Here is a 25,759-nt window from a genome sequence, read left to right on the forward strand (position 1 = left end):
GGTTACACACTGAAATACGTTTGTAATAAAAGTGAAATATTTGGTGGTTTTATCATCGCTTTCAAATATTTCCACATTCTTTTATCGTTTTTCAGTGATTTTCGCTATGGCTTCGTAGACGATTAAGTTATCATGCGCCGCAGCCAAGAACAGATCGTGCAAAATTTAATCGAACCTTATGATAAAACACAATTTGTCTTTAACTTCTCACTCTAGCCTAGTCGGCCCAGAGTCTATGCTGCGTTGTCACGTGGCATCTAGCCTAAATCGCGTTTAGATCGGGAGCGGTTATCCGTGGAATTTTTTGAAAGTTATGGCCTAATTCTGATTCTTCTTGCCGCCGGCGTTGGTTTCGTCATGGCATGGGGTATTGGAGCGAACGACGTTGCTAACGCAATGGGAACGTCTGTAGGTTCTAAAGCTTTAACGATAAAACAAGCAATCATTATTGCTATGATTTTCGAGTTTGCTGGCGCTTACCTTGCAGGTGGCGAAGTAACCTCTACCATCCGAAAGGGAATCATCGACTCAAGCTATTTCATCGACATACCTGAATACTTAGTTTTAGGTATGATTTCATCGTTGCTGGCAGCAGGTATCTGGCTTGCCGTTGCATCATGGTTAGGATGGCCTGTTTCAACAACGCACTCTATTATTGGCGCTATCATTGGCTTTACGGCAACTGGCGTGAGTATGGATGCTGTTGCATGGGACAAAGTAGGCGGCATTGTAGGTAGTTGGGTGGTGACGCCTGCTATCTCAGGCATTATTGCGTATCTCATTTTTATGAGTGCGCACAAGCTAATTTTCCAAACGCAATCGCCGTTTGAAAATGCAAAGCGATATGTACCATTTTACATGGCGCTAGCAGGCTTTGTAATGTCGCTAGTAACCATCAAGAAAGGCTTAAAGCACGTAGGTTTAGAGCTTAGCGCCGTAAACGGTTATCTGCTTGCTATTGGTATTGCTGTGCTGCTTGCCTTTATGGGTAAGTGGTTAATTGGTCGCATGAGATTTAGCGGCTCTGAAGACGCTGACTTACAAACCGCAAACGTGGAAAAGGTATTCGCGTTATTAATGGTCGTTACAGCGTGCTGTATGGCCTTCGCACACGGCTCTAACGATGTAGCCAACGCTATTGGTCCACTAGCTGCAGTAGTTAGCGTGGTGAGTAGTGGCGGTGCTATAAACTCAAGCACAACGCTTGCGCCTTGGATCTTACCTCTAGGCGGCTTAGGCATTGTTGCCGGTCTTGCGCTATTTGGTCATCGCGTTATCAAAACTATTGGCCAGGGCATTACACACCTTACGCCTAGCCGTGGTTTTGCAGCAGAACTTGCTGCTGCGTGTACGGTAGTAATCGCATCAGGTACAGGTTTGCCTATCTCAACTACACAAACACTCGTTGGTGCTGTACTGGGTGTGGGTTTAGCTCGCGGTGTATCCGCGCTTAACCTTGGTATTGTAAGAAATATTGTTGTTTCGTGGATTGTCACGTTACCAGCAGGCGCTATCCTTTCTATTATTTTCTTCTATATACTGAAAGCTGCATTTGGCGTGGCGTAGCACCTGCTTTAACGTCAAAGATATCAAGCCAAAAATGCTATCAGAAGCCGCATAACGTTCATCCGTATGCGGCTTTTTTAATGGCATTGTATCTACCTACGCTTACTTCTGTAATTTTGCTTATGCAAAGCGTAGTTTTAGGGTGGGTTGTTTGTAATCTTTATGATAGATTAAACGTATACTTTTTAATTCATTTTTCTTTTTTGAGAGAAGATACATGAAGTGGCCTAACCTTAAGCATTTGCACTACCTTGTAACGCTACACCAAGAACAGCACTTTCACCGTGCGGCACAGCGTTGCAACGTAAGTCAGTCTACGTTGAGTACCGCTATTCAAAACCTTGAAGAACACTTTGGTAGTCAGCTGTTAGAACGTGAGCATAAGACATTCGTGTTTACCTCACTTGGGCTTGATATTGTAGAGCGAAGCAAAGTGTTACTTCAGGAAGCCGGCGAGCTTGTAGAGTACGCAAAAAATGCAGGTAATTGGCAGCGCGGCACATTAAAACTGGGTGTTATTCCAACTATTGCACCGTTCATGTTCGAAGGGATGCTTGGCGCATTCTCAGCATTTCTGCCTGATATTAATGTAGAGCTACAGGAAGATACGACCGAAAAGTTACTTCAACAACTTACCGATGGTCGTTTAGACTTGCTTATTCTTGCGTTACCTATGGAAACGCCAGGGTGTAAGCAAATGGTGTTAGGGCATGACCCGTTCCATCTTATTGCCCATGAAGAAATGGCAGAGCAGTTGCCTAATCCGGTAGATATCTCATCTTTGCCTAAGAAGAGTATTTTCTTACTTCAGCAAGAACACTGTATGACCGGTCACGCCGTAAGTGCTTGTAACTTGCAGCATAGCGAGCAAATTAGCAGTGTTGCCGCGAGCAGCCTATACACACTAGTACAGCTTGCTAATAGCAAAATGGGTTATACATTCTTACCCGAATTAGCACTTAATCAATCAATTTTGGAGCATACTGGGCTTAAGAGCTTCCCCGCAGAAGAAAAGGGCTTTAGAGAAATAGGGTTAGTATGGCGTTCGGGTACGACGCGTATGCAGCTATTTAGACGAATTGGTGAGATTCTATCGCCACTATTGCCTATTCCCACGCTGAAATAAAAGGCTCGGAAATAGCAGGCCCAGAAATTAAATTCGACATGCGGTGATATGTTTTTGTGCCGCCGCTTATACAGCTCTATTTTATTTTCAAATGCTAAAGTTTTAGCGTCATTTCAGCCGCATTCAATATGTATCGTGCAGGCGTAAGTCACTTAAAGCTGCACTTTACCCATCATTTCTGTTCAACAACTAAAAAAAACCGCATTTCTACCAAACTTTTTTGGCAACCCTAACGACTTAATGGTTAAGTAACTAAAAGATAAACAAAACGGGGAAGGCCGTGTTTAAAAAACGAGATGAAAAGCTCGTGGAACAGGCATTAAACGGGAATAAGAAAGCGTGGTATATGCTGATTGCTCGCTATGAAACCGCTATGTATCAATACGGTATTCGTATGACGGGTAATAGTCATGATGCAGCTGACCTTATGCAAGAGATTTTTATCTCGGTGTTTCGCAGCCTTACCTGCTTTAAAGGCGAGGGCAGCTTTAAAAGTTGGCTATATCGAATAGCGCACTGTCGATGTGTGGAACTTTATCGCAAGCGCAAGCCTAGCGTAGATATAGACGATATTCAGTCGCCTTTGTGCGACGCGCCATGCCCTGAAATGCAGCTGAGTAGTAACCGAGAAAGCCGAGCACTAATGCAAGCTATGCAACAGCTGCCATTAGGGCAAAAAGCGGTGGTAGAGCTTAAGTTTTTTGGCCAATTTACGTTTGATGAAATAGCCGAGCAAATGGATATATCAGCCAACACCGCAAAATCGCGCCTGTACGCTGCGTTAGCAAAGTTGAAGTTGGAGTTAGAGTAATGAATCTACATGAAAAAGAAGCCTTATTGGCAGCATTTTTAGAAGGAACACTAACACAAAACCAGCAGGACCAGTTTGATGCGCTATGTCAGTCAGATAGCGACTTTGCACAGCGTGTAGACGCCGCGAGCGTTATTAAAAACAGTGCTGACAACTTTGCTTCGCCAATCACACCGCAATGGGACAAAAGCAGTACCTTCTTTGAACACACGGTTACAAAGTCAAAGGCGAGCTGGTTTTCACTATCCTCAATGGCAATGGCCACATCTGCGTGTGCATTATTGGCTGTGCTTACGGGCGCTCAATTGTCTTTTAACCAAAACAGTATTGCTCTGACATTTTCTGCTACCCAAGCGCAGAAAGATGTAGATACCTTGGTGGCCGAAAAGGTGGCAACAGCACTTGGTGAACAAAGAGAATATTATCAGCAGGTTAATCAAACCTTGTTTAAAGAATATGCGCAAGCTTTGTCAACACAGCAGCAAAGAAGTAGCGCCGAGCTTACACAGTATTTATTGGCGTCCAGCCGAGAAGAACGCAAAGAAGACTTTGCTGAACTGCTAATGTTCATTAACGACCAACGCATAGATGATCAACGATTTTATGCGCAGCAGTTTAGCCGTTTACAAGACGAAATTGATGACATTGAAATAGGCTATAGCGCCGTTTTAAACCCCCAAATGACAAAACCAAACATGACAACACCAAACCAGGGTGTTAGGGGAAATGGTAAGCCTTACTCATTGTTGAATGAGCCCACACCGTTAATTGAAGACTAAGCAAGCAGGTAAATATATGAAACGTTTAATAACAGCATTAGTGCTATGTACTGTAACCAGTGGTATGGCTGCCGCGCAAGGTCAGAATAAATATGAAGACTTGGCAAATGAGCTGGAAATAATGTCAGGTGTGCTTAACACATCCCTACGTCAAAATGTTACCTCTGACAGCTGGCGCGTTAATCAAATTGATACCAGTTACTTAGCCGGGCAAGGGGCGGTGTTTACAATGTCGCTTAGAGGTCATAACAATAATTGGGTTCACGAAATTGAAACCTTAGTTGAAGGTTTTGTTGGAGCGGTACCGTCTGCACCACCCGCGCCACCGGTACCTCATATCAGTGGTTCATTAGAAGAGATAGACGAAATAGTGATGGAGGCTACGCGAGAGTGGGAGTCTTATGCTGAAGCAACAAGCAGACACTTTTCCCATGCTTTAGCTGACAACAACGACAGAATGCGCGACTTGAGAACCATGCAGCGAGAGCTGGCGTGGGAAGCTCGAGAAGCAGAACGCGAGCTTCGCGACATTACGTTTGAGCTGCGCCATGCCGATGAAGAGCGTAAAAAAGAACTACTTGAACAGAAAGAGGCTTCACAGCAAAAGCTTTCGCAAGTGCAAACCAAAGCGAAAAACATGCAAGAAGAGCTAAAGGCCGTTGAAAAAGCGCAAGAGAAAGAGCTGGCTAAACGCAAAGAAAAACAAGAACAGCAGTACAAAGCGTTTCTTGCCGGTTTTGAAGTTGGTATAAGTGAAACACTTTGCCGATTTGGCGCAGGGCTTCGCGGTCTTCCCCAAGACGAGCATATCAGCATGGTATTAAAAGACTTCGAAGTAGAGAGTAATCGCGCTCGAAAAGATAGAATTTATGTTTTCTCTCGTACCGATGTGGTTCGTTGCGTGCAAGAAAAAATTGATGCAAACAAACTGTTGGCTAATGCCGAAGTATATAAGTTCTAAGGTAGCTAACACGCACTGGTAAAAAAAGACAAATAGTGTAGCCAAGCGCTTAAGTCTTTTTTATCAGTGCGTCTTATCAGTGAGTATAACCGCTTTGTTTGATTTCCACGTTTTATCTACATGCGCGGTGCGGTATGACCAAGCTCAGCAGCCCAAGCCAATTCAGAGCGCACTAAATTATTAGCTGCTGTTGCACCAAAACTATGTAATGCGTTGTATGCGCTGTCAGACGGAACTCGGCAATAATGACATAGCGCGTAAAACAACAGTGAACAGCGGTGTTGCGAACCGTCACAGTGCAAGTAAATACGAGCACCTTCTAAAAGTAGCTGTGACAGTTCATGAAGGTATTGATGTAGGTGTACATCGTCGGTAGGCGATACAGCAGATGGATGCAAAAACGGAACCCATGACCACTCTAACCCTGCGGCAATTGCACCATCTCTAATGCGAGGCGCGTCTTCTTCACTGGTTTGAACCGTGGCCAAATGAGTAACGCCCAAGCCTTTCAAACGTGCAAAGTCGGCGGCAGTAGGCTTCTTACCAAGACAAATTTTTCCACTACGCAAAGAAAACCAAGCAATCTCACGCGCTGCTGTCGTGCTTTTATTGCCGTTTTCATCGGAAGTATCAGTATTAAAATTTGAGCTTGTTAAGGTGTTTGTCATACCACAAAGTAATAAATAGAAAAGTAATGACAGCTACAGCCGCCAATGACAAATAAGTGCCAAATTGCATGTGTGTACTTTACCTTTTTTGCAACGTAAAAGCACACACCAACGCTAAAGCAAATACCGCCTGCCACTAAAAGCCATAGCCCCGCGCCGGGTAACGACATGTAAAGTGGGTAAATTAAACCCAGCGCTATCCACCCCATTAACAAATAAGTCATTACGGAAACTTTTGGGAAGCGATGCTGCGCAACAAGTTTGAAGGTCACGCCACCAAGGGCCAAACACCATATTACAGCGGTCATTGTAATTCCTAATACACCGCCTATAGAAACGAGCAATAAAGGTGTGTAAGTACCCGCTATCAATAAATATATTGCGCTATGGTCGAAAAGCTTCAGCCAGCCTTTTGCTTTTTGGTGAGTGATAGCATGATACAGCGTTGAACTTAGAAACATCAAAATAAGCGTAGAGCCATAAATAGCAGCCGTGGTAAGTGCAAGCGTATTGTCGGCGCGATACAGCATAAATACCAAGCCGACGATAGCGGCTACAAAGCCAATACCGTGACTAATGCTGTTTAACCATTCTTCTATTACCGAATACGCTTTTGCTTGCATACTTGGTTCTTCGCTATTTTTAGGGGATGAAACGTGCAAAGTGTGACTCATGCTAACTCCCATTTGTTTAACTTTCTCAATGGTGTATGGCGTTACAAAGCTCAAATTTTAACTGTGAAATTCTAGCTATTCATATAATGAACAAACTAATACAACGTAAAAATTAAGATAACGTACCAATCAAGCGAACAAGTGTACGCTTAATAGATGATAGCAAAGTTAAGTCTTAATGTGATGACATAGAGATTACAAATTAAAAAGAAGCTGTGATGTTGGTTATTCGTCTAATTCATCATTGGCAAAACAGCCGCCTAATTTGTCGAGTAAATCTTTTAACTGGCGGCTCTCTTCGGTTGTCATGCCTTGAAGCTTACACAGCATTTGCTTAGGGACTTGTTCAGCTGTTGTTTTAGCATCCTTTCCTTTTCGAGTAAGTAAAACACGTTTAGCGCGTTTATCACTTTCGTCTTTAACGACTTGCAATAAGCCTTTGCTCTCTAACTTTTTGAGCATTAGCGACATTGCACCACCATCAATAGCTGTGCGCGTGAGTAGTTCAGCTATTGTCAAATTATCAGTCTCCCACAAAGCCATTAACGTTACGTACTGTGGGTAGGTAATGTCTAACGTTTTTAACAGCGGTCGATAAGCACGTGTGAATGCGTTCGACAGCGTATAAAACCGATGACATAACTGATTTTCCAATTTTAAAAGCTCTGACACGTAACTGCCTTCGTATAGTAATAGGTAAACACGTTTTTTATTTTGCATACAAATTATTTGATCTGCAAGCCGCGTTAATGCTAATTTATATTGCATGCAAACTAAATTGCGTTATTAGTATCAACACGTATTATCAACAAGTACTATCAATACGTACTTTCAACACGGAGAAACTCAATGCACAAATTACAGCAAGTGGTATACACAGGTACGGCAACTGCAACAGGCGGCCGTGAGGGAACAGCAAAATCAAGTGATGGCAATTTAGCGCTTAAGCTTTCTACCCCGAAAGCATTGGGTGGCGCTGGTGGTGACGGCACTAACCCAGAGCAAATGTTTGCTGCAGGTTATTCAGCATGCTTTATCGGTGCGTTAAAACATGTTGCGGCGTCTCAGAAAATTAAATTGGCCGATGATATTAGTGTAACGGGCGATGTGTCTATTGGTCCTATTGAGCAAGGTTTTGCCATTGCGGTAAAACTAACTGTAGACCTTGGCGATATGGACAAAGCACAGGCTCAAACGTTGGTAGATACCGCACATCAGGTGTGCCCATATTCAAACGCTACCCGCGGTAACATTGAAGTTGAAATTGCACTAGCGTAAGTATTTATCTCGTTGTTTCCCGTAAAAAGGCCGCTAATGCGGCCTTTTTTGTAACTAAAACACTTTTTCTTATTTACACTGAAGTTGTTATGCATTCGCTTAGCTAACAAAGCCTTGATAGGATAGTGGTAAAAGAGGCTTGTAATAGCAGGTTTTTACTTAAGCTTTGTTTTACCTTAACGTGCAGCGCTTAAACGTTTTCTTTTTGAAGCATCGCGCTATTTTAAGCATTGCGTTATATAAGCACCTAGCTATTAAATTATTAAGCTTAGTCATTATTTTGTGTAGGAAAAAGAATGAAAAAATACGGATTACTAACAGGGGCAATGTGTTTACCGCTTCTGTTTGCGTGCAGCGAGAACAATAGCGTTTCAGAAAAAACACAGGCTAATACAGCAGCGCACAATGAAGTAGCTAGAGAGAGTGTCGATAACGCTGGCTTGAAAGGCCTTACACAATCTGATATTGCATCTGGCGTCGATTACCACTCGTTTTCTAACCCCAACGAAATACGTGTTACACATTTAAACTTAGACTTAACAGCCAACTTCGACACTAAACAGCTAGTGGGGTACGCTGAACTTCAAGTAGAGCGAGCGTCGCCACAGTTTAACGAGCTCGTGTTAGATACCCGTGCACTGGATATTAGTGAAGTAACAGCGCAGGGTAAACCCGTGCCGTTTACGCTTGGTGAAAAAGACGAAGACTTAGGTACAGCGCTAACAATCACGTTGCCAGAAGGTGTTAACACCGTAAAAGTTGCTTATGCAACGTCTGCTGAAGCATCGGGCGTACAGTGGCTTACGCCAGCACAAACCGCAGGAAAAGAACATCCGTTTTTGTTTACGCAAGCGCAGGCGGTGCACGCACGTAGTTTTATTCCTCTGCAAGATTCACCGCAAGTTCGCGTAACCTATAACGCCACCATTAAAACGCCTGAATCTTTATTGGCTGTAATGAGTGCCTCTAACGATCCTGATACCCCACGCGACGGCGAATATGAATTCACCATGCCACAGCCTATTCCGTCTTATCTGATTGCGTTAGCCATTGGTGATTTGCAGTTTAAAGCAATGGGTGAACGCACGGGCGTGTACGCAGAACCGGCTTTGCTTGAAAGTGCAGCGAAAGAGTTCGAAGACACTGAAGCAATGCTTGAGGTAACAGAAAAAACCTATGGTCCGTACCAGTGGGACCGTTATGACCTACTAATTTTACCGCCTTCGTTTCCTTTTGGTGGCATGGAAAACCCGCGCTTGTCTTTTATAACACCCACGGTTATTGCAGGTGATAAAAGCCTGGTTTCGCTTATTGCTCACGAGCTTGCCCATAGTTGGTCTGGCAACACAGTAACCAATGCCACATGGCGCGACTTATGGTTAAACGAAGGTTTTACTACTTACCTAACTTACCGCATTATGGAAATGATTTACGGTAATGATCGTTTCAAAAAAGAAGCGGTGTTGGGCTACCAAGACTTGCAAAATGACGTGGCAGCCCTTGAAGCCCATGACGAAATCCTTGCTATTGACCTTCGCGGACGTAACCCAGATGACGTGTTTTCAAACATTCCTTATGAAAAGGGCGCGTTGTTTCTACGGGAAATAGAGCACAAAATTGGTCGTGAAAACTTTGATGCGTTTTTAATGCAATACTTCCAAGACTTTGCGTTTAAAAGCATTACTACCGACACCTTTATTGCGTATTTAGAAGATACTTTGTTGGCACAATACCCCGACAAACTTGATGCAAAGCGTATAAATACTTGGATTTTTGAGCCGGGTATTCCACAAAATGCACCAAAACCAGAGTCTGATGCCTTCGTAAACATAGACAAAACGCGTGCTGCATGGCTAAAAGGTAGCGTAAAGGCAGTTGATATCGATACGACAAACTGGACAGTTCACGAGTGGTTATATTTTCTAAATAATATGCCTACAGCATTGAGTGCGCAGCAACTTGAAAAACTAGATACTGCTTTTGCTTTAACATCTACACAAAATAACGAAATAGCGCATAGCTGGCTAATGATTGCAGTAGCGAATAAGTATGAACCTGCTTATGACCGATTGTATGATTATTTGGTGTCTATTGGTCGAAACAAGTTGGTTAAGCCGCTCTACCGAGAGCTATCGAAAACACCTGACGGCAAAGCATTTGCTAAACGTGCTTTCGAAGAAGCTAAGCTTGGGTATCATCCGTTAACGGTTAAAGCCAATGAGGGCTATGTGCACTAATTCTTCTTACTTAAAAAGCAGAGATGCTTAATTAAAAGGTCTAAAAAGCAGCGCTTAGCGCTGCTTTTTTATTGATAAAGCAATAGGCGCCATTTGCTGTTCAAAGTCATCTAGCGCAGCGTTAGGTAGAAGAATATGCATATCAACACAATGAGAATAGTTGCATTGCGCTATTTTGCCAGATGCCTGTTCAGCGATATGGCGAACAAATTGTTCGTGTTTAAAATCGACTTCAACAAACACATCGTCTAGCACTATTTCTTCGCGTACTTCTAACGCATCTATAGCCTGTTGAGCGGCTGCAGAATATGCACGTACCAAACCACCAGCGCCAAGTTTTACACCACCAAAATAGCGCGTAACAATAATCATAATGTCACCAATATCTTTGTGCTGAAGTACGTTTAAAATGGGTTTTCCTGCAGTGCCACTGGGTTCGCCGTCATCGGCCATGGCTGCACTGGTGGGCATGTTAGGGTTACCAAAAACATAAGCCCAACAATGGTGTCTAGCATCTGGGTATTTTGCTTTTGCTTGATCAAGCAACGTCATGGCGCTTTCACGCGAGTTAACAAAGCCTGCTAACGCAATGAATTTGCTTTTCTTAATTTCGTACAGGGTTTCAACCTGATTGGCGGGAACGGGATAGCTCATGTCAGCATTGTAAACCAAAGGCGATGAACAATTAAGTGCATATGGCATAACCACATTTAAGCTGTAACCCATCTTCTATAGCCTTTTGAGGCATTGTGTTATGTGGAATTTGTGGTTTACTCGTACATAACTATTAAGCGTGAATTTTATAAGCACGCATTTTCACAACGTGTCACTGATATTAATAAGCATGCCAGCAGAACGATTTATTCCTTTTAGAAAACAAGACGTCATTCAAATGTGCCAACAAGTGCATAGCATTTTTCTTGCTCAAAATGCACTACACAGCACAGAAGCTGATAGCAACTTTCTTACGTTCGCTAAATTACTTGTTAGTCGCATCCACTATCAGTATCACGAACAGCTTGAGCAGCTAAAAGATAGCTACGCATTGTTCGAGCCAAATACCGATACGCGACGGCTTACTTCGGTATCTCGTGACAACAAAAAAAGCGCACAACAGACTTTTTCTAAACGTTTTGCGTCGTTACTCAATGCAGCAAACTTCGAGCGTGTTACTGATGATGATTTAGCGGAAGCGCTAAATGAAGAGTCGTTGTTTAAAGTAAGGCTTGAAGTAAGCTTTGATGATTTTGAAAACGTGGTGTTTTATCGACGTGGCGAGTCAATGAAAACCGAAACACTGCGCTATTTCTTTGGGCTACGTAAGAAAGATATCACTTTTACGCATTACGACCGTGTAGCGGTGTTTATCACGTTTAAAGATGAAGATTACTTCAACAACATAAAGCAGAAACCGGTCACATTTACGCCTGGCTCTACCATTATAAAGCTATTTCAGAATGTGCCCAAGGCTGACTTAGAAATGTTGTTCCCCAATAGCGAAGTACGTATGCGCCCGCTAGACAAGTTAATTATTGGTGCATCGGCAGCAGTTGGCGGAACCGTAGTACTAGTAACAAAGTTAGGCGCTTCGTTGGTGTTGATGGCGTCGTTTCTTGCGTTCTACTTTGGCTTGAAGGATGAATCGGTTGAGCTTACTAAGCAAAGTTTAATCACGTTCGGAATAGGAATGGGGGTATTTGGTAGTTTTATTTTCAAAGAGTGGACGAAATTTAAAAATCGAAAAATTCGTTTTATGAAGGCGCTATCTGACAACCTCTATTTCAAAAACTTAGACAACAATGCTGGCGTGTTTCACACACTTATCGACGCAGCTGAAGAAGAAGACTGCAAAGAAGCGCTATTGGCCTATACGTTTTTACTACAACATGGCAACGAGGGCCTAACTGCAGATGCGCTTGATACCCAAATAGAAAAGTGGTTTAAACATACTCACAGCTGCGAATTAGACTTTGATATACCAGATGCCATGGAAAAACTAATAGCAATGAAGCTGGTAACACAGCAGCACGAACGCTATGTCGCACTGCCGCTCAACGAAGCCGTAAAAGAATTAGATGATTACTGGGATAACATTTATCAGCCCGTTTGACCAAGCTGTCGATTTCTAACTAGACGTTTGCTGAAATTAGATTTTCAGCTTTTTGTTCTGTTCAGAACTACGTCATAGCGCCTCAATTAAGCCCTACAGCTCGCGCAACGAAATTCCACACAGAACGTTGTGCTTGCGCTAGCGTGAGTGGAGGTGATGTGGTTAACGCCACTCTTACTCCGGCCATAACGCCAGCCAACAACATTGATGCCATCATAAGCGGGTTTAGCGAAGGATCTAGCTCGTTAGCCATTTGTGCGCTGGCGATATTGCTTGCACCTAACTGTTCTAGTCGACTGTTTCGTTCAGCCTCTTCTTCTGCAAAGGTAGGATCGGTCCGAAGACGAGTGACAGCTATCATTGCAACTGGGTCTTCGTAAAACAGAGTTACCATTGCATCAACGCGTGCTTGTTCTCGCTCAGCCCAAGTTTCTCCCTCAAAAGGAACGCCCGCTACTTTGTCATCGAAGTGGGCATAGAAGTCGTTGACTATCGCGTTGATTAGACCAGATTTATTGCCAAAATGATAATAGGTCAAGCCGTCTGATACGCCCGCGCGTTTGGCAACATTGGCAACTTCTAAGTCACCATTGCCGAGCACGATTTCTTTACGCGCTGCGTCTAAAATACGTTGGCGGGTAGATTCCTTCGCCGCTGATTTAGCCATTACAAATTCTCGAGTAAGCGTTTGGGGTGCATGCCATTAACCATTCCAGCGAAAGGCGGATGAATTGAATAACCAAGCATTCGACGAATATCTTCAGATACTTCTGCAACGACTTCAAGTGGTGTACCCAGAAAATAGTTCTCTTGTGTTCGCAACCATGGTTCACAGTATTGGCACGTGACAGCGAGACGGTTTGTATCAGACTGATTCGCACCGCCACCGTGCCACAAGGTTCCCGGATAAAACAAAACTGAACCGGCTTTCATAACAGCAGATATAGCTTCTTCAGGTTGAGGCTTGCGCTCATCGTCCCAAGTATGGCTGTTGGGCACAATCACTGTCGCGCCATTGGTGTGAGTAAAGTCATCAATTGCCCATATAGACGCCGCGCCAAGGCCAGCTCGGGGTCTTGGGATTGGGTAAAAGCCATCGTCATAGTGCAACGGCTGGCCGCTCTCACCGGGTAATAGGTTAATGACTTGCAATTGCGACAATAAATAGTTTGGCATAAACATTTTATCTAGCATGGCCAAAATACGTGGGTGATCAACAAGGCGATCCAATGCTCTTGTTTTGGTAAGTACTGCATATAAGCGTTGTGTTTTATATCCTTCAAAAGCGTTTCTGCCAGTTTCTTTTAACAGTGGTCCTATTTCCGCTTTAATGGTTGCAAGTTCTTCAGCAGACAACACGTCTTCAATAACTACGTAACCTTGTTTCTCTATTTGCGCTAAGTCGGCTTGTGTTACTTCTTCTGGAATTTGTCGGGCTTTTTCACTAGTGGTTTGACGGTATTTTCCTGCGTTGTCACCGGATATGTAGTCACTGCTGATGTTCTCTGTGGAAAGTGTTGGCATGTCAAATCCTTATTAAGTTGAGTTCAACTCAATATATAGTGTGGTTGAAATTTGATCAATGCTATTGCTTCTAATAACAGCTTAACCTATTGATTAGTTGTGACTTAAAGTTGCTTTTCATAAGAATTAAACAGGCATAAGCAAATAATCGGTTGTTTTGTTACCAAGTGCGTGAATTTGTTCTGTTTCCCTTGTTACACTACTCGGCGGTTTTACAACACATTCAATAGCAAGGCTTCATGAAAATACTGCACACATCTGACTGGCATTTGGGGCAAAGTTTTTTTACGAAAAGTCGCAAGCAAGAGCATGCTGCTTTTCTGCAATGGTTGCTAGAGCAGGTAGAGGCGTATGAAGTTGATGCAGTAATTGTTGCAGGGGATGTATTCGATACCGGTACACCACCAAGTTATGCCCGAGAGTTGTATCACGGGTTTATAGGTGCGCTTCAAGGCAAGCAGTGCACGCTAGTTGTTCTGGGCGGTAATCACGATTCAGTGTCGGTGCTCAACGAAAGCAAAGAATTACTTAAGTATTTAAACAGTCACGTTATCCCCAGTACTTATGGCAACATTGAAGAACAAGTCATAACGCTTAATAAAAGAAACGGTGATGTAGGGGCAGTACTTTGTGCCGTGCCGTTTATTCGGCCGCGGGATGTGATTGTAAGCGAGGCCGGGCAAAGCGCAACAGACAAACGTCAGATACTTGGCGATGCAATAAAACAGCATTACGCCACGTTATATGAAAATGCGGTAGCGAAGCGTAATGCATTGCTGGCTCAAAAAACGACAAATCAAACAAACCTTCCCATTATTGCTACCGGACATCTAACGGCACTAGGTGTTAGTCAGTCTGAAAGTGTGCGCGATATTTATATTGGTACGTTAGAAGGCTTCGATGCAGGTGGTTTTCCGCCGGCAGATTATATAGCGCTAGGTCATATTCATCGCCCCCAAAAGGTGGCAAAAACCGAGCACATTCGCTACTCCGGCTCGCCAATTCCCTTAAGCTTTGATGAACTGAACACCCAAAAACAGGTAATGCTTGTAGAGTTTAAAGAAGATAGCCCGCAGCCGGATTTGCAGTATCAACCCATTCTTACGCCATTAGAAGTGCCGCGCTTTCAAGCAATGGCCGTTATTCGGGGCAACCTTCAGCATATTGAGAACGTGCTTAACGCCAGCAAAGATATTGCCAATGCAACACCCGATGCCCAAGTATGGCTTTGCATAGAAGTAGAAACGCAAGACTATTTAACCGACCTTCAACAGCGAATTCAGGCGCTGCTTGACGATAAACCAGCCGAAATTCTTCAGCTTAAGCGGGTGCGAAAGCAAGCTTCTAAAGCCTTGTCGCAACAGCGTAATGTGCAGTTAAGTGAGTTAAGCGTAGAAGACGTATTTGAAGCTAGATTGGCTTTAGAAGAGATTGTCGAGTCTGATGAACAAGCAGAAAACGCGGGACGCGTTGAGCGAATTAAGGGGCTGTTTAAAGAAGCGGTATTTTCAATACAAAGTAATGTAGAAGATTTACAAGAGTTAGAAACCACAAAAAGCAGTGCTGAATCTGCAAAGGAGCAGCACTGATGCGAATACTTACACTTCGATTAAAAAACTTAAATGCGCTGAAAGGTGAATGGAGAATTGATTTCACACAGTCACCTTTTATCGACAATGGATTGTTCGCTATTACTGGGCCAACAGGCGCGGGTAAAACTACGCTACTGGATGCAATTTGCTTGGCGCTTTATCACCAAACGCCTCGCTTGGGTGCTATTTCGGTATCGAATAACGACATAATGACCAGAGGGACAGCAGAGTGTCTAGCCGAGGTTGAGTTTGATATAAAAGGGAAAGCCTACCGCGCCTTTTGGAGCATGAGGCGAGCACGTGGTAAAGCCGATGGAAACCTGCAAAGTGCCGATGTTGAGTTGGCAGAAGTTGAAAGCGGAAAAGTGTTAGCAACTCAAGTGCGCCCTAAAAGTGAAGAAATTGAAAAGCTAACGGGGCTTAATTTTGCGCGATTTACCAAGTCGATGATGCTATCGCAGGGCGATTTCGCCGCCTTTTTGAATGCCAACGAAGGCGATAGGGCTGAACTGTTAGAAGAGCTCACTGGCACCGAAATATATGGCCAAATTTCTCAAGAAATTCATCATCAGTTTACGCAAGCAAAACAAAAGAAGCATGAGTTCTCGCTTAAACTAGAGGGAGTAACGTTACTGAGTGATGAGCACATTAATTCATTGCAGCAAGAGCTTACACAAACCAAAAATACAGTAAGCGTACTGAATACCGACATTGAAGAACTACAGCAACAAAAACGTTGGCAGCAAGACGTTAATAACACTCGCAATACCATTTCTGCTGCCCAAGATGAACATGCAATAGCACAAGCTGCAATTGCTGAAGCAAAGCCTGAGCTAGATAAATTAGCGCAAAGTGAGCCTGCGGAATTGCTTCGATTGCCATTCACTACTTTGCAGGCATTGCAGCGTGATGCGGATAATTATGCGTTACAGCTTAATGATAAAAATGAAAAGCTACCCGCGCTTAAGCAGCAAAAAAGCGACGCTGCCACCGCTATGTCTGAAGCTGAAACAAAACTGGCTGAAACAAAGGCGCAAATGAATGCGCTTGAAGCGCGAATTACTAACGATGTACTTCCTATTGACAATGAACTGGCCCACCTTAAGAAAGCACAACAGCATGGGCAACAAGAGATAGCTAGGCTTACTCAAGAAATAGCAGCCATTGAACAACAAAAAGTAAGAGACGAAAAAGCGTTTGAAGCGCAGAAGCAACAAGCAGAAGCACTTGAGCAATTTCTTAGCAAAAACCACGCATTGGGTAATATGGCGGAATATATACGCAGCTGGAGTGAAAGCACGCAGTATATTGCCAGTGAAAATACTGCCATTAGTGCGCTGCTTGAAAAGTATCAAAAAGATATCCGCTCACTTCATGCATTAGAGAAGCAACAGCAGCTTTTGACTAATAACGTTGAAAGCTTGTCTAGTAAATTGAACAAAGAAAAAGAGCAACTTGCTCAGTGTCAGCAAACGTTAAGTGACATTCTTGGCGATACTGACAAAGCGCAGCTGATACAAGATCGCGATAACCAGCTAGCACACTTTAATACTTTGTTTGAGCTTGAACATTTACAGCAACAATATGGACAGGCGGAAAAAGAGTACCACGATTTGCATCAGCAAAAGCAGGTGCAAAGAGAAGAACTACGCAAAACACAGGCAGAAAGAAATCAATTAGCCGAGCAATACAAGCAAACACGAGATGCATTAAAAGATACCGAGGCACTTATCGCGCTTGATGCAGAGGTAGCGAGTTTGCGTGCCAAACTTCAAGCTGGAGAGCCTTGCCCTGTATGCGGCGCAAGCGATCATGCGACATCATCGGTTGCCATTGATGTTCCAGAGACCGTAGTAAGGCGAGATACATTAAAAGCCCAGCTTGCAGACATTGAAGTAAAAGGCAATAACGCAAAAGACGCAGTAAGACATGCAGAGCTGTCGCTTGCCCAAATTGAAAAACAGTGCGAATCACTTACGCAAATCAAGACAAGCCACACTGATAAATGGAAGGCGTTGATAACAAACATAACGCCGCTGCTAAAAACACATCAAACAGCGCCAGTGCTCACAATTGACGATACAGCTAGCCTGAGTGATTTTGTGACCCAATATAAAGCACACGCAGAAGCGTTAAAAACACAGCTTCAGCAAATTGGTGATGCAGAAGTAGCGGTAAATGATGCTAATCAAAAAGTGTTAGCGGTAAACCACCAATGGGTGAATGAAAGCGCTGAGCTAAAGCTTATTCAGCAACAAGTGAATTCGCTTAATCAACAGACAATAAATGATAACGCTGCATTAACGCAAAAGCAGGCTGCGTTAATGCAGCGCTATCACGCATTAACAAATGAATTAGCTGCGCACGATAGTTTTACGCCAGAATTCGATGTGAAAAATGACTCGTTAAGTGGCTTGGCGGCGGCCATCGTCGATTTAGAGAAATGGTTGTCAGAAAAGTCTGAAGCGCTCAATACATACAAGTACAACAAGCAGCAGCTGGAAGCCATTACGCCCACCATTAATGCATTTAATGAAAAAATTATAGGGCTTAACCGCGATTGTGAAAGTGCGGCAAAACAATTGCAGCGTGTTCAAAACGATACGCAGCAGTTAGTTGCAAGCGCAAACGCGCTCACCGAAAAACGTAAGCAACTTTTCCCTGAAAACGACATTACTGCTGAAAGAGGCAAAGCAAAAGATGCCATTGAAAATGCAGAGCGTAATTTACAATTAGCAAGGCATCAGTACCAAACAATAGAAAATACAGTACAGCGTTTAGATGCCGAAATAACGCAGCTTCAAAAACAACTTAATGACAAGCAAAACGCATTAAATCATGCGAAAACGACGTTTAATGAAAAACTCTCTTCTAGCCCATTTAATGATGAAGCAAGTTTTTGCAAGGCATTACTTGATGTGGAAGAGCGAAAATCGCTTGTTGCGCTACAAAAGCAGTTAGTTGAAAAGCAGCAGCAGAGCGTATTGCGCCTTAACAATGCAAAAGCTGAATACGAAAAGCTGCAGGCTCATGAAAACGCCGCTAAATGGCAGTCTTGTGTTGATGAACATGGTGCTGACTGGGTAGTTCAGCGCATAAGCGAATTAGCACAACAAAAAGACAGTTTGCTTTCGAAAGTAGGAGAAATACAGCAGCAATTAACAGCAAATGAGCAGGCTCGTGAAAAACAGCATCAGCTAATACAAGAAATGTCGGCATTTGAAGCTTACTACGACGACATTACCTATTTGCACTCGCTAATTGGCTCTGCCAGTGGTGATAAATTTAGACGCTTTGCTCAAGGATTAACCCTAGACAATTTGGTACTTCTAGCGAATCAACAGCTAGATAAGTTACACGGGCGCTATCAGCTAGTGCGTAAAGAAAACGATGGGTTAAGTTTGAGTGTACTGGATACCTGGCAGGGTGATGTAGTGCGCGATACAAAAACACTGTCTGGTGGAGAGAGCTTTCTTGTAAGTCTTGCGCTTGCCCTTGCACTGTCTGATTTGGTGAGCCATAAAACCAGCATCGACTCGCTGTTCTTAGATGAAGGGTTTGGTACCTTGGATGCTGAAACCTTAGATGTAGCGCTAGATGCCTTAGATAACTTAAATGCCAGCGGCAAAATGATAGGTGTAATTAGTCATATTGAAGCAATGAAAGAGCGCATTCCGACCCAGCTTAAGGTGATTAAACGCAATGGAGTAGGATTAAGTGCGTTAGAGAAGGTGTTTGCAGTGACCGTGCAATAGCTCATCGTTCTTGATAACTACAAACCCGGCGTAGGCTGAATTACTGTTTGTATGTGTCAAGTACGTTTCTTCTTAACGAAGAGTGCAAAACGCACACGGCATGGTTAAATGATTGCGTCTACCACCTCAAAAATAAGTCGCGCAGCTAATTTGGCAGTGCGACTGTCAATATCAAATGTCGGGTTCATTTCAGCGATATCACATAAACGCCAGTCGTAATTCAGCATTGATTGTTGTTGCGCCAAAAAGTGCAGCGTATTGATAGCGAGCTCTGGTGCAATACCTAATGCGCTAGGAGCGCTAACACCGGGTGCGAAAGCCGCTGGGAATGCGTCTAAACACACAGTGACATACAGCTCATCAATATTTTCTAACATGGGTGTAAGAAGGCTTTTAATGCTCTGGTCGTTGCAGTTTCGGTCAAGCAAATAGCGTGTTTTAGAATGGTTTGCAAACTCAAACAGGGCGGCAGTGTTAGCTGCTTTAGACACCCCAATACATGCATAGCTGAACGGCAAATGGTGTTGTTGGCAGTGGTCGAAAACTTGTCGAAAAGGCGTGCCAGAACTGTAATAAGGGGCTGGTTTGCGCAGGTCGAAGTGAGCGTCGAAATTGATTATGCCAATACGTTTAGAAGTAGAAATGGCGTTAAATAATCCCTGATAACTTCCCCAAGCAATCTCATGACCTCCTCCAAGCCCAATCACAAAATTCGATGTAGTGTTTTTAGTCAACAAGGCATCGCATACAACATTCGCATAACGTGTTTGAAGTGAATCAAGACGTGTGTTTGGGCAAATTCCAGTTTCGTTATCGTTAATGGCTAGGCTGCAGTTACCCATGTCAATAAGTGCAGAATCTGGCCACAGCCACGGCAAGTTGGCAAGTGCATCGCGTATGGCATTAGGACCGTTAGCGGCTCCAAGGCGGCCTTTATTGTTTTCTACACCTACATCGCTTTCAAGCCCAATAAGAAAGATGCGCTTAAGAATATCAGATTCACTTTTTAGTGTCCGGTTTTGCGCCTTTTCGTACTGCACACGTTGGTGCCATCTTAACCCTTTTGTGCCGTCCTCGGCGTCACAGCGACCATGCCAATTAAACACGTTTTCCACCTTTAAATATGGCTGAAGGCCTATGTCCATTTATGCAATATGCCAACTCTGCGGGCGTATCTATATCCCATAATGTGAAATCCGCTATATAACCCACATCAATTATTCCTCGGTCATTGAGGCCAAGCGCTTGTGCACCATAAACAGTAATGCCTCTTAGTGCTTCCTCTGGACTAAGCCTAAATAAAACGCATGCCATATTCATGGCGGTGAGGATTGATGCTAGGGGAGAGCTTCCAGGATTAAAGTCAGTGGCAATGGCCATAGGTACATTATGATGTCGCAGTGCGTCTATAGGAGGCTTTTGTTCCTCATTTAAATAATAAAAGGCGCCGGGGAGCAACACAGCAACAGTACCGCTATTCGCTAATGCAGGCAAATCGCATTCGGCTAAATATTCTATGTGGTCGACAGACTGCGCGTTAAATTGTGCTGCGAGCAATGCGCCTTTACTATCACTAAGTTGTTCAACATGGGCTTTTACAGGCAAACCGACACTTCGCGCAGTATTAAATACACGCTCGGTTTGGGATAGGTTAAAGCCTATAGACTCACAGAATACATCCACAGCATCTGCCAGCTTCTGTTTTGCAATATGTGGCAGCACGTCTTGACACACAAAATCAATATAGGCATCTGCGTTGTCGTTAAAATCACTAGGTACAGCGTGAGCACCGAGATACGTGGTTCGCACAGACAGAGGAAGTTTTGTTTCTAGTTCTTTTGCAACCTGCAGTATCCGCACTTCAGTGTCGAGATCTAAGCCATAGCCTGATTTTATTTCGAGCGTGGTAACTCCTTCCTCGCACAAACGGGAGGCACGTTTAATCGCACTCGATAATAGCGTGTCTTTATCTGCAGCCCTGGTATGCGAAACGGTGCCTTTTATGCCGCCCCCGCGTTGCGCTATCTCTAAATAGCTCGCACCTTTGAGTCGCAATTCAAATTCTGTAGCTCTGTTACCGCCGTATACTAGGTGGGTGTGGCAATCGACGAAGCCAGGTAATAGCCACTGTTGTTTACCATCAATTACGTTGTCGGATAACGCCTTAAATTCTGCTAATACTTCGGTGTTTGCGGCACTGGCTAGCGCAACTATTACCCCATCTTTGATAGCAATGGCGCTATTTTTAAACTGTCCGTAGGGTGCATCTGTTGCCTGCATAGACGCTATATTCACATTATAAATTAGCGTGTCGTACCTAGTGCTCATCAAATTTGCCTATGTGCTTTTGCTCTTAGTTAATGCATTTATTACCGCGATTCATTTGAAATAAGTTTACTTGTACATACTTGTATATACAAGTAAGATGTTGCCAAATTGTTAACGGTAATGTCGTAATCTGTACTATGCAGCCACGCTATATACACATCAAAACACTAATACTCGATGCTATAGAGGCCGGTGATATGAAGCCTGGTGATCAGGTGCCATCTGAAAACCAACTCGCTCAGACACATGGTGTAAGTAGAATGACCGCGCGCCGCGCGCTAAGTGAAATGGTTGACGAGGGTATATTGATGCGCAGCCAGGGGGTTGGTACGTTTGTATCGGATCACCGCCCAATGAGTTCGATGCTTGAAATAAAAAGTATTCGCGATGAAATAGAGCAGCGTGGGCACCGTTACACTAATCACATTTTGGTCTTAGAGACGTTGTTGGCAGGCGCAGTGCTGGCTAATAAGCTAGCTGTAAACGAAAAAGCCTCTGTGTTCCGCAGTGTCATTGTACATTGTGAAAATACCTTACCGGTGCAATATGAAGAACGTTGGGTAAATCCAATGTGGTTACCCGATTACTTGGAGAAGGACCTAAAATCCCAAACTGCAAACTTCTACCTAAACGAAGTAGCACCATTAAGCCAAGCTGATAACAGTGTAGAGGCGGTGCTTGTTAATCAGGACATAGCAAAGGCACTGACAATAAAAAATAATGAGCCTTGTTTAAAAGTATCTCGCAGAACCTTTACCCGTCGAAGCCTCAACGATACATCGTTAACTCCATCTACAACCAATACACAAAGCACCAATAGCGTAGTGAGCTACGCCGAATTGTATCACCCAGGAAGTCGCTACCGGCTGGGGGGACATTTGGAATTCTAGTGGCGTAAATAGAAGTCACAGCAATACCCTTATGCGCGAGCAACTAGAGCAACTAGAGCAACTAGAGCAACTAGAGCAAATAAGTAATTTCGAAAATATTCTCGCGCCAATGCTAAAGATCATTATGACATGCGTCATTCATGTTATTAGGAGAAAGTAATGAAACGTTTTGACCCTACAAGAGAAATACGCGCGCCACGAGGAAATACGCTCACGGCCAAAGGTTGGCAGACTGAAGCTCCTTTGCGCATGTTAATGAATAACCTTGATCCTGAAGTTGCAGAACATCCACAGAATCTTGTGGTATATGGTGGCATTGGCAGGGCCGCGCGTGACTGGGGTTCGTACGATAAAATTGTAGACGTGCTAAAACGACTCAATAATGACGAAACACTTTTGGTTCAATCGGGGAAACCAGTAGGTGTATTTCCAACACATGAAAATGCGCCTCGTGTATTAATTGCAAACTCCAACTTGGTACCGCATTGGGCAAACTGGGAACACTTTAATAAGCTCGATAAAGACGGGCTCATGATGTACGGGCAGATGACTGCAGGCTCTTGGATTTACATTGGTTCGCAGGGGATTGTACAGGGTACTTACGAAACCTTTGTGAGTGTTGCTAAAAAGCATTTTGAAGGATGTGCTAAGAACCGCTGGATCTTAACGGGTGGACTTGGCGGAATGGGAGGGGCACAGCCTCTTGCGGCCACGATGGCTGGTTTTTCAATGATTGCAGTAGAAGTTGATGAGAGTCGAATAGATTTTCGTATCCGAACGGGATATGTCGACAAAAAAGCCACATCGCTAGACGAAGCACTGAAGATGCTAAATGATGCAAAAGTTCAAGGAACACCGATTTCTATTGGGTTGCTGGGTAATGCAGCTGAAGTATTCCCATCACTGCTCGCCAGAGGCATCATTCCTGATGTAGTCACCGATCAAACCAGTGCACACGACCCGCTCAATGGTTATTTACCAATGGGATGGTCAATGGAACAAACCGCACGTCAACGCACAGTTGATGAAGCCAGTGTCGTAAAAGCAGCAAAGCAGTCAATGGCGCTTCAAGTAAAAGCAATGTTAGGTTTTCAGAAAGCCGGTGCAGCAACGCTTGATTACGGTAACAACATACGTCAAATGGCATTAGAGGAAGGTATTGAACATGCATTCGATTTTCCGGGTTTCGTGCCAGCGTACATTCGCCCTCTTTTTTGCCAAGGCATAGGCCCATTTCGTTGGGTTGCATTATCTGGCGATCCCGAGGATATCTATAAAACGGACGCAAAAGTTAAAGCGCTTATTCCTGACAACCCTCATCTGCACAACTGGTTAGACATGGCCAAAGAGCGTATTCAATTTCAAGGCTTGCCTGCGCGAATTTGCTGGGTGGGTCTTGGTGAACGTCAAAAGCTAGGTTTGGCCTTTAATAAAATGGTAAGAGATGGTGAGTTAAGTGCTCCCGTTGTCATTGGGCGTGACCACCTTGATTCCGGATCTGTTGCATCACCAAATCGCGAGACGGAGTCAATGCTTGATGGCTCTGACGCAGTATCTGATTGGCCGTTACTTAACGCGCTTTTAAACACCGCTGGTGGTGCCACCTGGGTAAGCCTTCATCATGGTGGAGGGGTAGGTATGGGGTTTAGTCAGCACTCCGGTGTGGTAATTGTATGTGATGGCTCAAAAGAGGCCGATGAACGTATCGCACGTGTTCTTCATAATGATCCGGCGACAGGTGTAATGCGACACGCTGATGCTGGCTACGACATCGCAAAGACATGCGCTAAAGAACACGGACTTGATTTACCGATGGTCAACACATCTCAGCCAGTTAACGATGGGAAGGAATAAAGCATGTCTAGTACGTTAAATCTTATACCCGGTACGCTTACTCTTTCTCAGCTTCGAGAGGTCAGTCGCAAGCACGTCCCTTTGTTTCTAGACAAAAATGATACTGCTGGTGCTAGAGCTAGGATAAATGCAGCGGAACAGGCTGTATTAAATGTTATTAAAGAAGGCCGCACGGTTTACGGCATTAACACCGGTTTTGGATTGCTTGCTAACACGCGTATTAATGTTGATGAACTCGAGCTATTGCAACGCAGCATCGTATTATCTCATGCCGCAGGCACCGGAGACTTTATGTCCGAAGATACGGTGCGGTTATTGATGTTACTAAAAATTAATTCCCTTGCTCGAGGTTATTCTGGAATTCGTCTAAGCGTCATCGAAGCACTAATTCAGCTATACAACGCAAAAGTGTACCCAGCGATCCCTGAAAAGGGGTCGGTTGGTGCCAGTGGCGATTTGGCGCCATTAGCACACATGAGCGTTGTATTACTTGGCGAAGGTGAGGCTTTCTACAATGGACAAAGATTGTCAGCGAAAGACGCGCTGTCAATTGCAGGTCTTGAACCTATATCGTTAGCGCCAAAAGAAGGGTTGGCATTACTCAATGGTACTCAAGCATCTACTGCTTTTGCTCTGCAAGGTTTGTTCTACGCTGAAAACGCACTCACCAGTGCAATTGGAATTGGTGCGCTGACCGTAGAAGCTGCGCTTGGCTCGCGAGTGCCGTTTGACCCTCGCATTCACGAAGTACGTGGTCATCAACCTCAAAGTGATGTGGCAAAGGCGCTTAGAGAACTGCTTGCAACATCAGATATTGGTAACTCACATCATCGCTGCGAGAAAGTGCAAGATCCGTATTCGCTTCGCTGTCAACCACAGGTTCTGGGAGCCTGTTTACAGCAGATGCGCTTTGCTCAAGAAATACTAATTACCGAGGCTAACGGGGTTAGTGATAATCCGCTCGTTTTTACATGTGACGACGGGCAAGATGACATTTTGTCTGGTGGTAACTTTCATGCCGAAACCGTAGCAATGGCAGCCGATATGCTTGCTATAGCGCTATCTGAAATAGGTGCGTTGTCAGAGCGAAGAACGTCGTTAATGATTGATACCCATTTGAGCGGTTTGCCCCCATTTTTAGTCGAAAATGGCGGTGTTAACTCAGGGTTCATGATTGCCCAAGTAACCTGTGCAGCACTGGCGAGTGAGAACAAAACACTGGCACATCCAGCGTCCATTGATTCACTACCTACGTCTGCCAACCAAGAAGATCATGTTTCAATGGCCACATTCGCAGCTCGCCGGCTTCGAGATATCTTCGATAATGTGTCAGGCATATTGGCTATTGAATGGTTAGCGGCCTGCCAAGGGCTCGATTTTCGCAAGCCTTTAAATACAAGCAATAGGCTTAAAATGCTCAAGACATTGCTTAGAAAAAGTGTGCCTTTTTATGATAAGGACAGATACTTTGCGCCCGATATTGAGGCGGCAAAACGACTCATAAAACAACATCAGCTTATGGACGCGACGCAGCTTAAACTGTTGAATGATTAGGTAAGACGCCCCATTATAAAATGGAAGGGCAAATCGTGACGGTTAGCTCGCG

Annotated in this window: 21 protein-coding genes; 13 read left to right on the forward strand and 8 right to left on the reverse strand. The window is 44.0% G+C overall.

What is annotated here, in order from left to right; genetic code table 11:
• Nucleotides 1–294: 294 nt before the first annotated feature.
• The 5 genes from ACGHAV_RS07740 to ACGHAV_RS07760 all read left to right on the forward strand — a co-directional run bounded on the left by ACGHAV_RS07740 (nt 295) and on the right by ACGHAV_RS07760 (nt 5,243).
• Entirely contained in the window at nt 295–1,566 is a 1,272-nt protein-coding gene (locus tag ACGHAV_RS07740) for an inorganic phosphate transporter (RefSeq protein WP_390378708.1), read from the forward strand.
• Between the two features lie 217 nt (nt 1,567–1,783).
• Nucleotides 1,784–2,692 carry a LysR substrate-binding domain-containing protein gene (locus tag ACGHAV_RS07745; RefSeq protein ID WP_390378711.1) on the forward strand — a complete coding sequence of 303 codons (909 nt, stop codon included), beginning with the start codon at nt 1,784–1,786 and terminating at the stop codon, nt 2,690–2,692.
• A gap of 280 nt (nt 2,693–2,972) precedes the next feature.
• A complete protein-coding gene (locus ACGHAV_RS07750) occupies nt 2,973–3,503 on the forward strand; it encodes an RNA polymerase sigma factor (RefSeq protein WP_390378714.1) in 531 nt (176 codons plus the stop codon).
• Nucleotides 3,503–4,282, forward strand: a complete 780-nt coding sequence (locus ACGHAV_RS07755; RefSeq protein ID WP_390378717.1) for a hypothetical protein — start codon at nt 3,503–3,505, stop codon at nt 4,280–4,282. The genes ACGHAV_RS07750 and ACGHAV_RS07755 overlap by 1 nt, the downstream gene beginning before the upstream one ends.
• Nucleotides 4,283–4,298: 16 nt before the next feature.
• The gene (locus ACGHAV_RS07760) at nt 4,299–5,243 is read left to right on the forward strand and encodes a hypothetical protein (protein WP_390378720.1); all 945 of its coding nucleotides are present in this window, start codon (nt 4,299–4,301) and stop codon (nt 5,241–5,243) included.
• 116 nt (nt 5,244–5,359) lie between these two features.
• Here the strand turns inward: ACGHAV_RS07760 and ACGHAV_RS07765 are convergent, their stop codons facing one another.
• From ACGHAV_RS07765 to ACGHAV_RS07775, 3 genes are all read right to left on the reverse strand, one after another.
• Nucleotides 5,360–5,911 carry a hypothetical protein gene (locus tag ACGHAV_RS07765; protein WP_390378723.1) on the reverse strand — a complete coding sequence of 184 codons (552 nt, stop codon included), beginning with the start codon at nt 5,909–5,911 and terminating at the stop codon, nt 5,360–5,362.
• On the reverse strand, nt 5,908–6,585 hold the full coding sequence (locus tag ACGHAV_RS07770; RefSeq protein ID WP_390378726.1) for a hemolysin III family protein: 678 nt from the start codon (nt 6,583–6,585) through the stop codon (nt 5,908–5,910). The genes ACGHAV_RS07765 and ACGHAV_RS07770 overlap by 4 nt, the downstream gene beginning before the upstream one ends.
• Nucleotides 6,586–6,810: 225 nt before the next feature.
• Nucleotides 6,811–7,257: a MarR family winged helix-turn-helix transcriptional regulator gene (locus ACGHAV_RS07775; RefSeq protein WP_390378728.1), complete on the reverse strand. Its 447-nt coding sequence runs from the start codon at nt 7,255–7,257 to the stop codon at nt 6,811–6,813.
• Between the two features lie 177 nt (nt 7,258–7,434).
• On the opposite strand from ACGHAV_RS07775, the gene ACGHAV_RS07780 reads away from it, so the two are divergent.
• Complete coding sequence (locus ACGHAV_RS07780; RefSeq protein WP_390378731.1) at nt 7,435–7,863, forward strand: organic hydroperoxide resistance protein; 429 nt, start codon at nt 7,435–7,437, stop codon at nt 7,861–7,863.
• 296 nt (nt 7,864–8,159) lie between these two features.
• Nucleotides 8,160–10,100: a M1 family metallopeptidase gene (locus ACGHAV_RS07785; RefSeq protein ID WP_390378734.1), complete on the forward strand. Its 1,941-nt coding sequence runs from the start codon at nt 8,160–8,162 to the stop codon at nt 10,098–10,100.
• 54 nt (nt 10,101–10,154) lie between these two features.
• Here the strand turns inward: ACGHAV_RS07785 and ACGHAV_RS07790 are convergent, their stop codons facing one another.
• Nucleotides 10,155–10,754, reverse strand: coding sequence for a YigZ family protein (locus ACGHAV_RS07790; RefSeq protein WP_390379333.1), 600 nt, complete (start codon nt 10,752–10,754; stop codon nt 10,155–10,157).
• 190 nt (nt 10,755–10,944) lie between these two features.
• Here ACGHAV_RS07790 and ACGHAV_RS07795 point away from each other — a divergent pair, with 190 nt between their 5' ends.
• Nucleotides 10,945–12,210 carry a TMEM143 family protein gene (locus ACGHAV_RS07795; RefSeq protein ID WP_390378737.1) on the forward strand — a complete coding sequence of 422 codons (1,266 nt, stop codon included), beginning with the start codon at nt 10,945–10,947 and terminating at the stop codon, nt 12,208–12,210.
• A gap of 82 nt (nt 12,211–12,292) precedes the next feature.
• Here the strand turns inward: ACGHAV_RS07795 and ACGHAV_RS07800 are convergent, their stop codons facing one another.
• The gene (locus ACGHAV_RS07800; protein ID WP_390378740.1) at nt 12,293–12,877 is read right to left on the reverse strand and encodes a TetR/AcrR family transcriptional regulator; all 585 of its coding nucleotides are present in this window, start codon (nt 12,875–12,877) and stop codon (nt 12,293–12,295) included.
• Nucleotides 12,877–13,734, reverse strand: a complete 858-nt coding sequence (locus ACGHAV_RS07805; protein WP_390378743.1) for a phytanoyl-CoA dioxygenase family protein — start codon at nt 13,732–13,734, stop codon at nt 12,877–12,879. Before ACGHAV_RS07805 ends, ACGHAV_RS07800 begins: the two co-directional genes overlap by 1 nt.
• Before the next feature lie 239 nt (nt 13,735–13,973).
• Between ACGHAV_RS07805 and sbcD the strand changes: the two genes are divergently transcribed.
• Nucleotides 13,974–15,323 carry an exonuclease subunit SbcD gene (sbcD, locus tag ACGHAV_RS07810; protein WP_390378746.1) on the forward strand — a complete coding sequence of 450 codons (1,350 nt, stop codon included), beginning with the start codon at nt 13,974–13,976 and terminating at the stop codon, nt 15,321–15,323.
• Nucleotides 15,323–19,081, forward strand: a complete 3,759-nt coding sequence (locus ACGHAV_RS07815) for an SbcC/MukB-like Walker B domain-containing protein (protein ID WP_390378749.1) — start codon at nt 15,323–15,325, stop codon at nt 19,079–19,081. Before sbcD ends, ACGHAV_RS07815 begins: the two co-directional genes overlap by 1 nt.
• 104 nt (nt 19,082–19,185) lie before the next feature.
• Here the strand turns inward: ACGHAV_RS07815 and hutG are convergent, their stop codons facing one another.
• A complete protein-coding gene (hutG, locus tag ACGHAV_RS07820) occupies nt 19,186–20,187 on the reverse strand; it encodes a formimidoylglutamase (RefSeq protein WP_390378752.1) in 1,002 nt (333 codons plus the stop codon).
• Nucleotides 20,180–21,409 carry an imidazolonepropionase gene (hutI, locus tag ACGHAV_RS07825; protein ID WP_390378755.1) on the reverse strand — a complete coding sequence of 410 codons (1,230 nt, stop codon included), beginning with the start codon at nt 21,407–21,409 and terminating at the stop codon, nt 20,180–20,182. Before hutI ends, hutG begins: the two co-directional genes overlap by 8 nt.
• Before the next feature lie 137 nt (nt 21,410–21,546).
• On the opposite strand from hutI, the gene ACGHAV_RS07830 reads away from it, so the two are divergent.
• From ACGHAV_RS07830 to hutH, 3 genes are all read left to right on the forward strand, one after another.
• Nucleotides 21,547–22,299, forward strand: coding sequence for a UTRA domain-containing protein (locus ACGHAV_RS07830; RefSeq protein WP_390378758.1), 753 nt, complete (start codon nt 21,547–21,549; stop codon nt 22,297–22,299).
• A 159-nt stretch (nt 22,300–22,458) separates the two neighbouring features.
• Complete coding sequence (gene hutU / locus ACGHAV_RS07835) at nt 22,459–24,153, forward strand: urocanate hydratase (protein WP_390378761.1); 1,695 nt, start codon at nt 22,459–22,461, stop codon at nt 24,151–24,153.
• 3 nt (nt 24,154–24,156) lie between these two features.
• On the forward strand, nt 24,157–25,707 hold the full coding sequence (gene hutH / locus ACGHAV_RS07840) for a histidine ammonia-lyase (RefSeq protein WP_390378764.1): 1,551 nt from the start codon (nt 24,157–24,159) through the stop codon (nt 25,705–25,707).
• Nucleotides 25,708–25,759: the final 52 nt, after the last annotated feature.

It is taken from the genome of Alteromonas sp. MTD1 (assembly GCF_042848195.1).
GTDB lineage: Bacteria > Pseudomonadota > Gammaproteobacteria > Enterobacterales > Alteromonadaceae > Alteromonas.

Excerpts from the sequence above, each read along its gene's own strand:
- ACGHAV_RS07780 (WP_390378731.1), top strand. The coding sequence starts at position 7,435 with ATGCACAAATTACAGCAAGTGGTATACACAGGTACGGCAACTGCAACA.
- ACGHAV_RS07800 (WP_390378740.1), bottom strand. The coding sequence starts at position 12,877 with ATGGCTAAATCAGCGGCGAAGGAATCTACCCGCCAACGTATTTTAGAC.
- ACGHAV_RS07795 (WP_390378737.1), top strand. The coding sequence starts at position 10,945 with ATGCCAGCAGAACGATTTATTCCTTTTAGAAAACAAGACGTCATTCAA.
- sbcD (WP_390378746.1), top strand. The coding sequence starts at position 13,974 with ATGAAAATACTGCACACATCTGACTGGCATTTGGGGCAAAGTTTTTTT.
- hutH (WP_390378764.1), top strand. The coding sequence starts at position 24,157 with ATGTCTAGTACGTTAAATCTTATACCCGGTACGCTTACTCTTTCTCAG.
- ACGHAV_RS07755 (WP_390378717.1), top strand. The coding sequence starts at position 3,503 with ATGAATCTACATGAAAAAGAAGCCTTATTGGCAGCATTTTTAGAAGGA.
- ACGHAV_RS07790 (WP_390379333.1), bottom strand. The coding sequence starts at position 10,754 with ATGAGCTATCCCGTTCCCGCCAATCAGGTTGAAACCCTGTACGAAATT.
- ACGHAV_RS07830 (WP_390378758.1), top strand. The coding sequence starts at position 21,547 with ATGCAGCCACGCTATATACACATCAAAACACTAATACTCGATGCTATA.
- ACGHAV_RS07805 (WP_390378743.1), bottom strand. The coding sequence starts at position 13,734 with ATGCCAACACTTTCCACAGAGAACATCAGCAGTGACTACATATCCGGT.
- ACGHAV_RS07815 (WP_390378749.1), top strand. The coding sequence starts at position 15,323 with ATGCGAATACTTACACTTCGATTAAAAAACTTAAATGCGCTGAAAGGT.
- ACGHAV_RS07765 (WP_390378723.1), bottom strand. The coding sequence starts at position 5,911 with ATGACAAACACCTTAACAAGCTCAAATTTTAATACTGATACTTCCGAT.
- hutU (WP_390378761.1), top strand. The coding sequence starts at position 22,459 with ATGAAACGTTTTGACCCTACAAGAGAAATACGCGCGCCACGAGGAAAT.
- hutI (WP_390378755.1), bottom strand. The coding sequence starts at position 21,409 with ATGAGCACTAGGTACGACACGCTAATTTATAATGTGAATATAGCGTCT.
- ACGHAV_RS07785 (WP_390378734.1), top strand. The coding sequence starts at position 8,160 with ATGAAAAAATACGGATTACTAACAGGGGCAATGTGTTTACCGCTTCTG.
- ACGHAV_RS07770 (WP_390378726.1), bottom strand. The coding sequence starts at position 6,585 with ATGAGTCACACTTTGCACGTTTCATCCCCTAAAAATAGCGAAGAACCA.
- ACGHAV_RS07760 (WP_390378720.1), top strand. The coding sequence starts at position 4,299 with ATGAAACGTTTAATAACAGCATTAGTGCTATGTACTGTAACCAGTGGT.
- ACGHAV_RS07745 (WP_390378711.1), top strand. The coding sequence starts at position 1,784 with ATGAAGTGGCCTAACCTTAAGCATTTGCACTACCTTGTAACGCTACAC.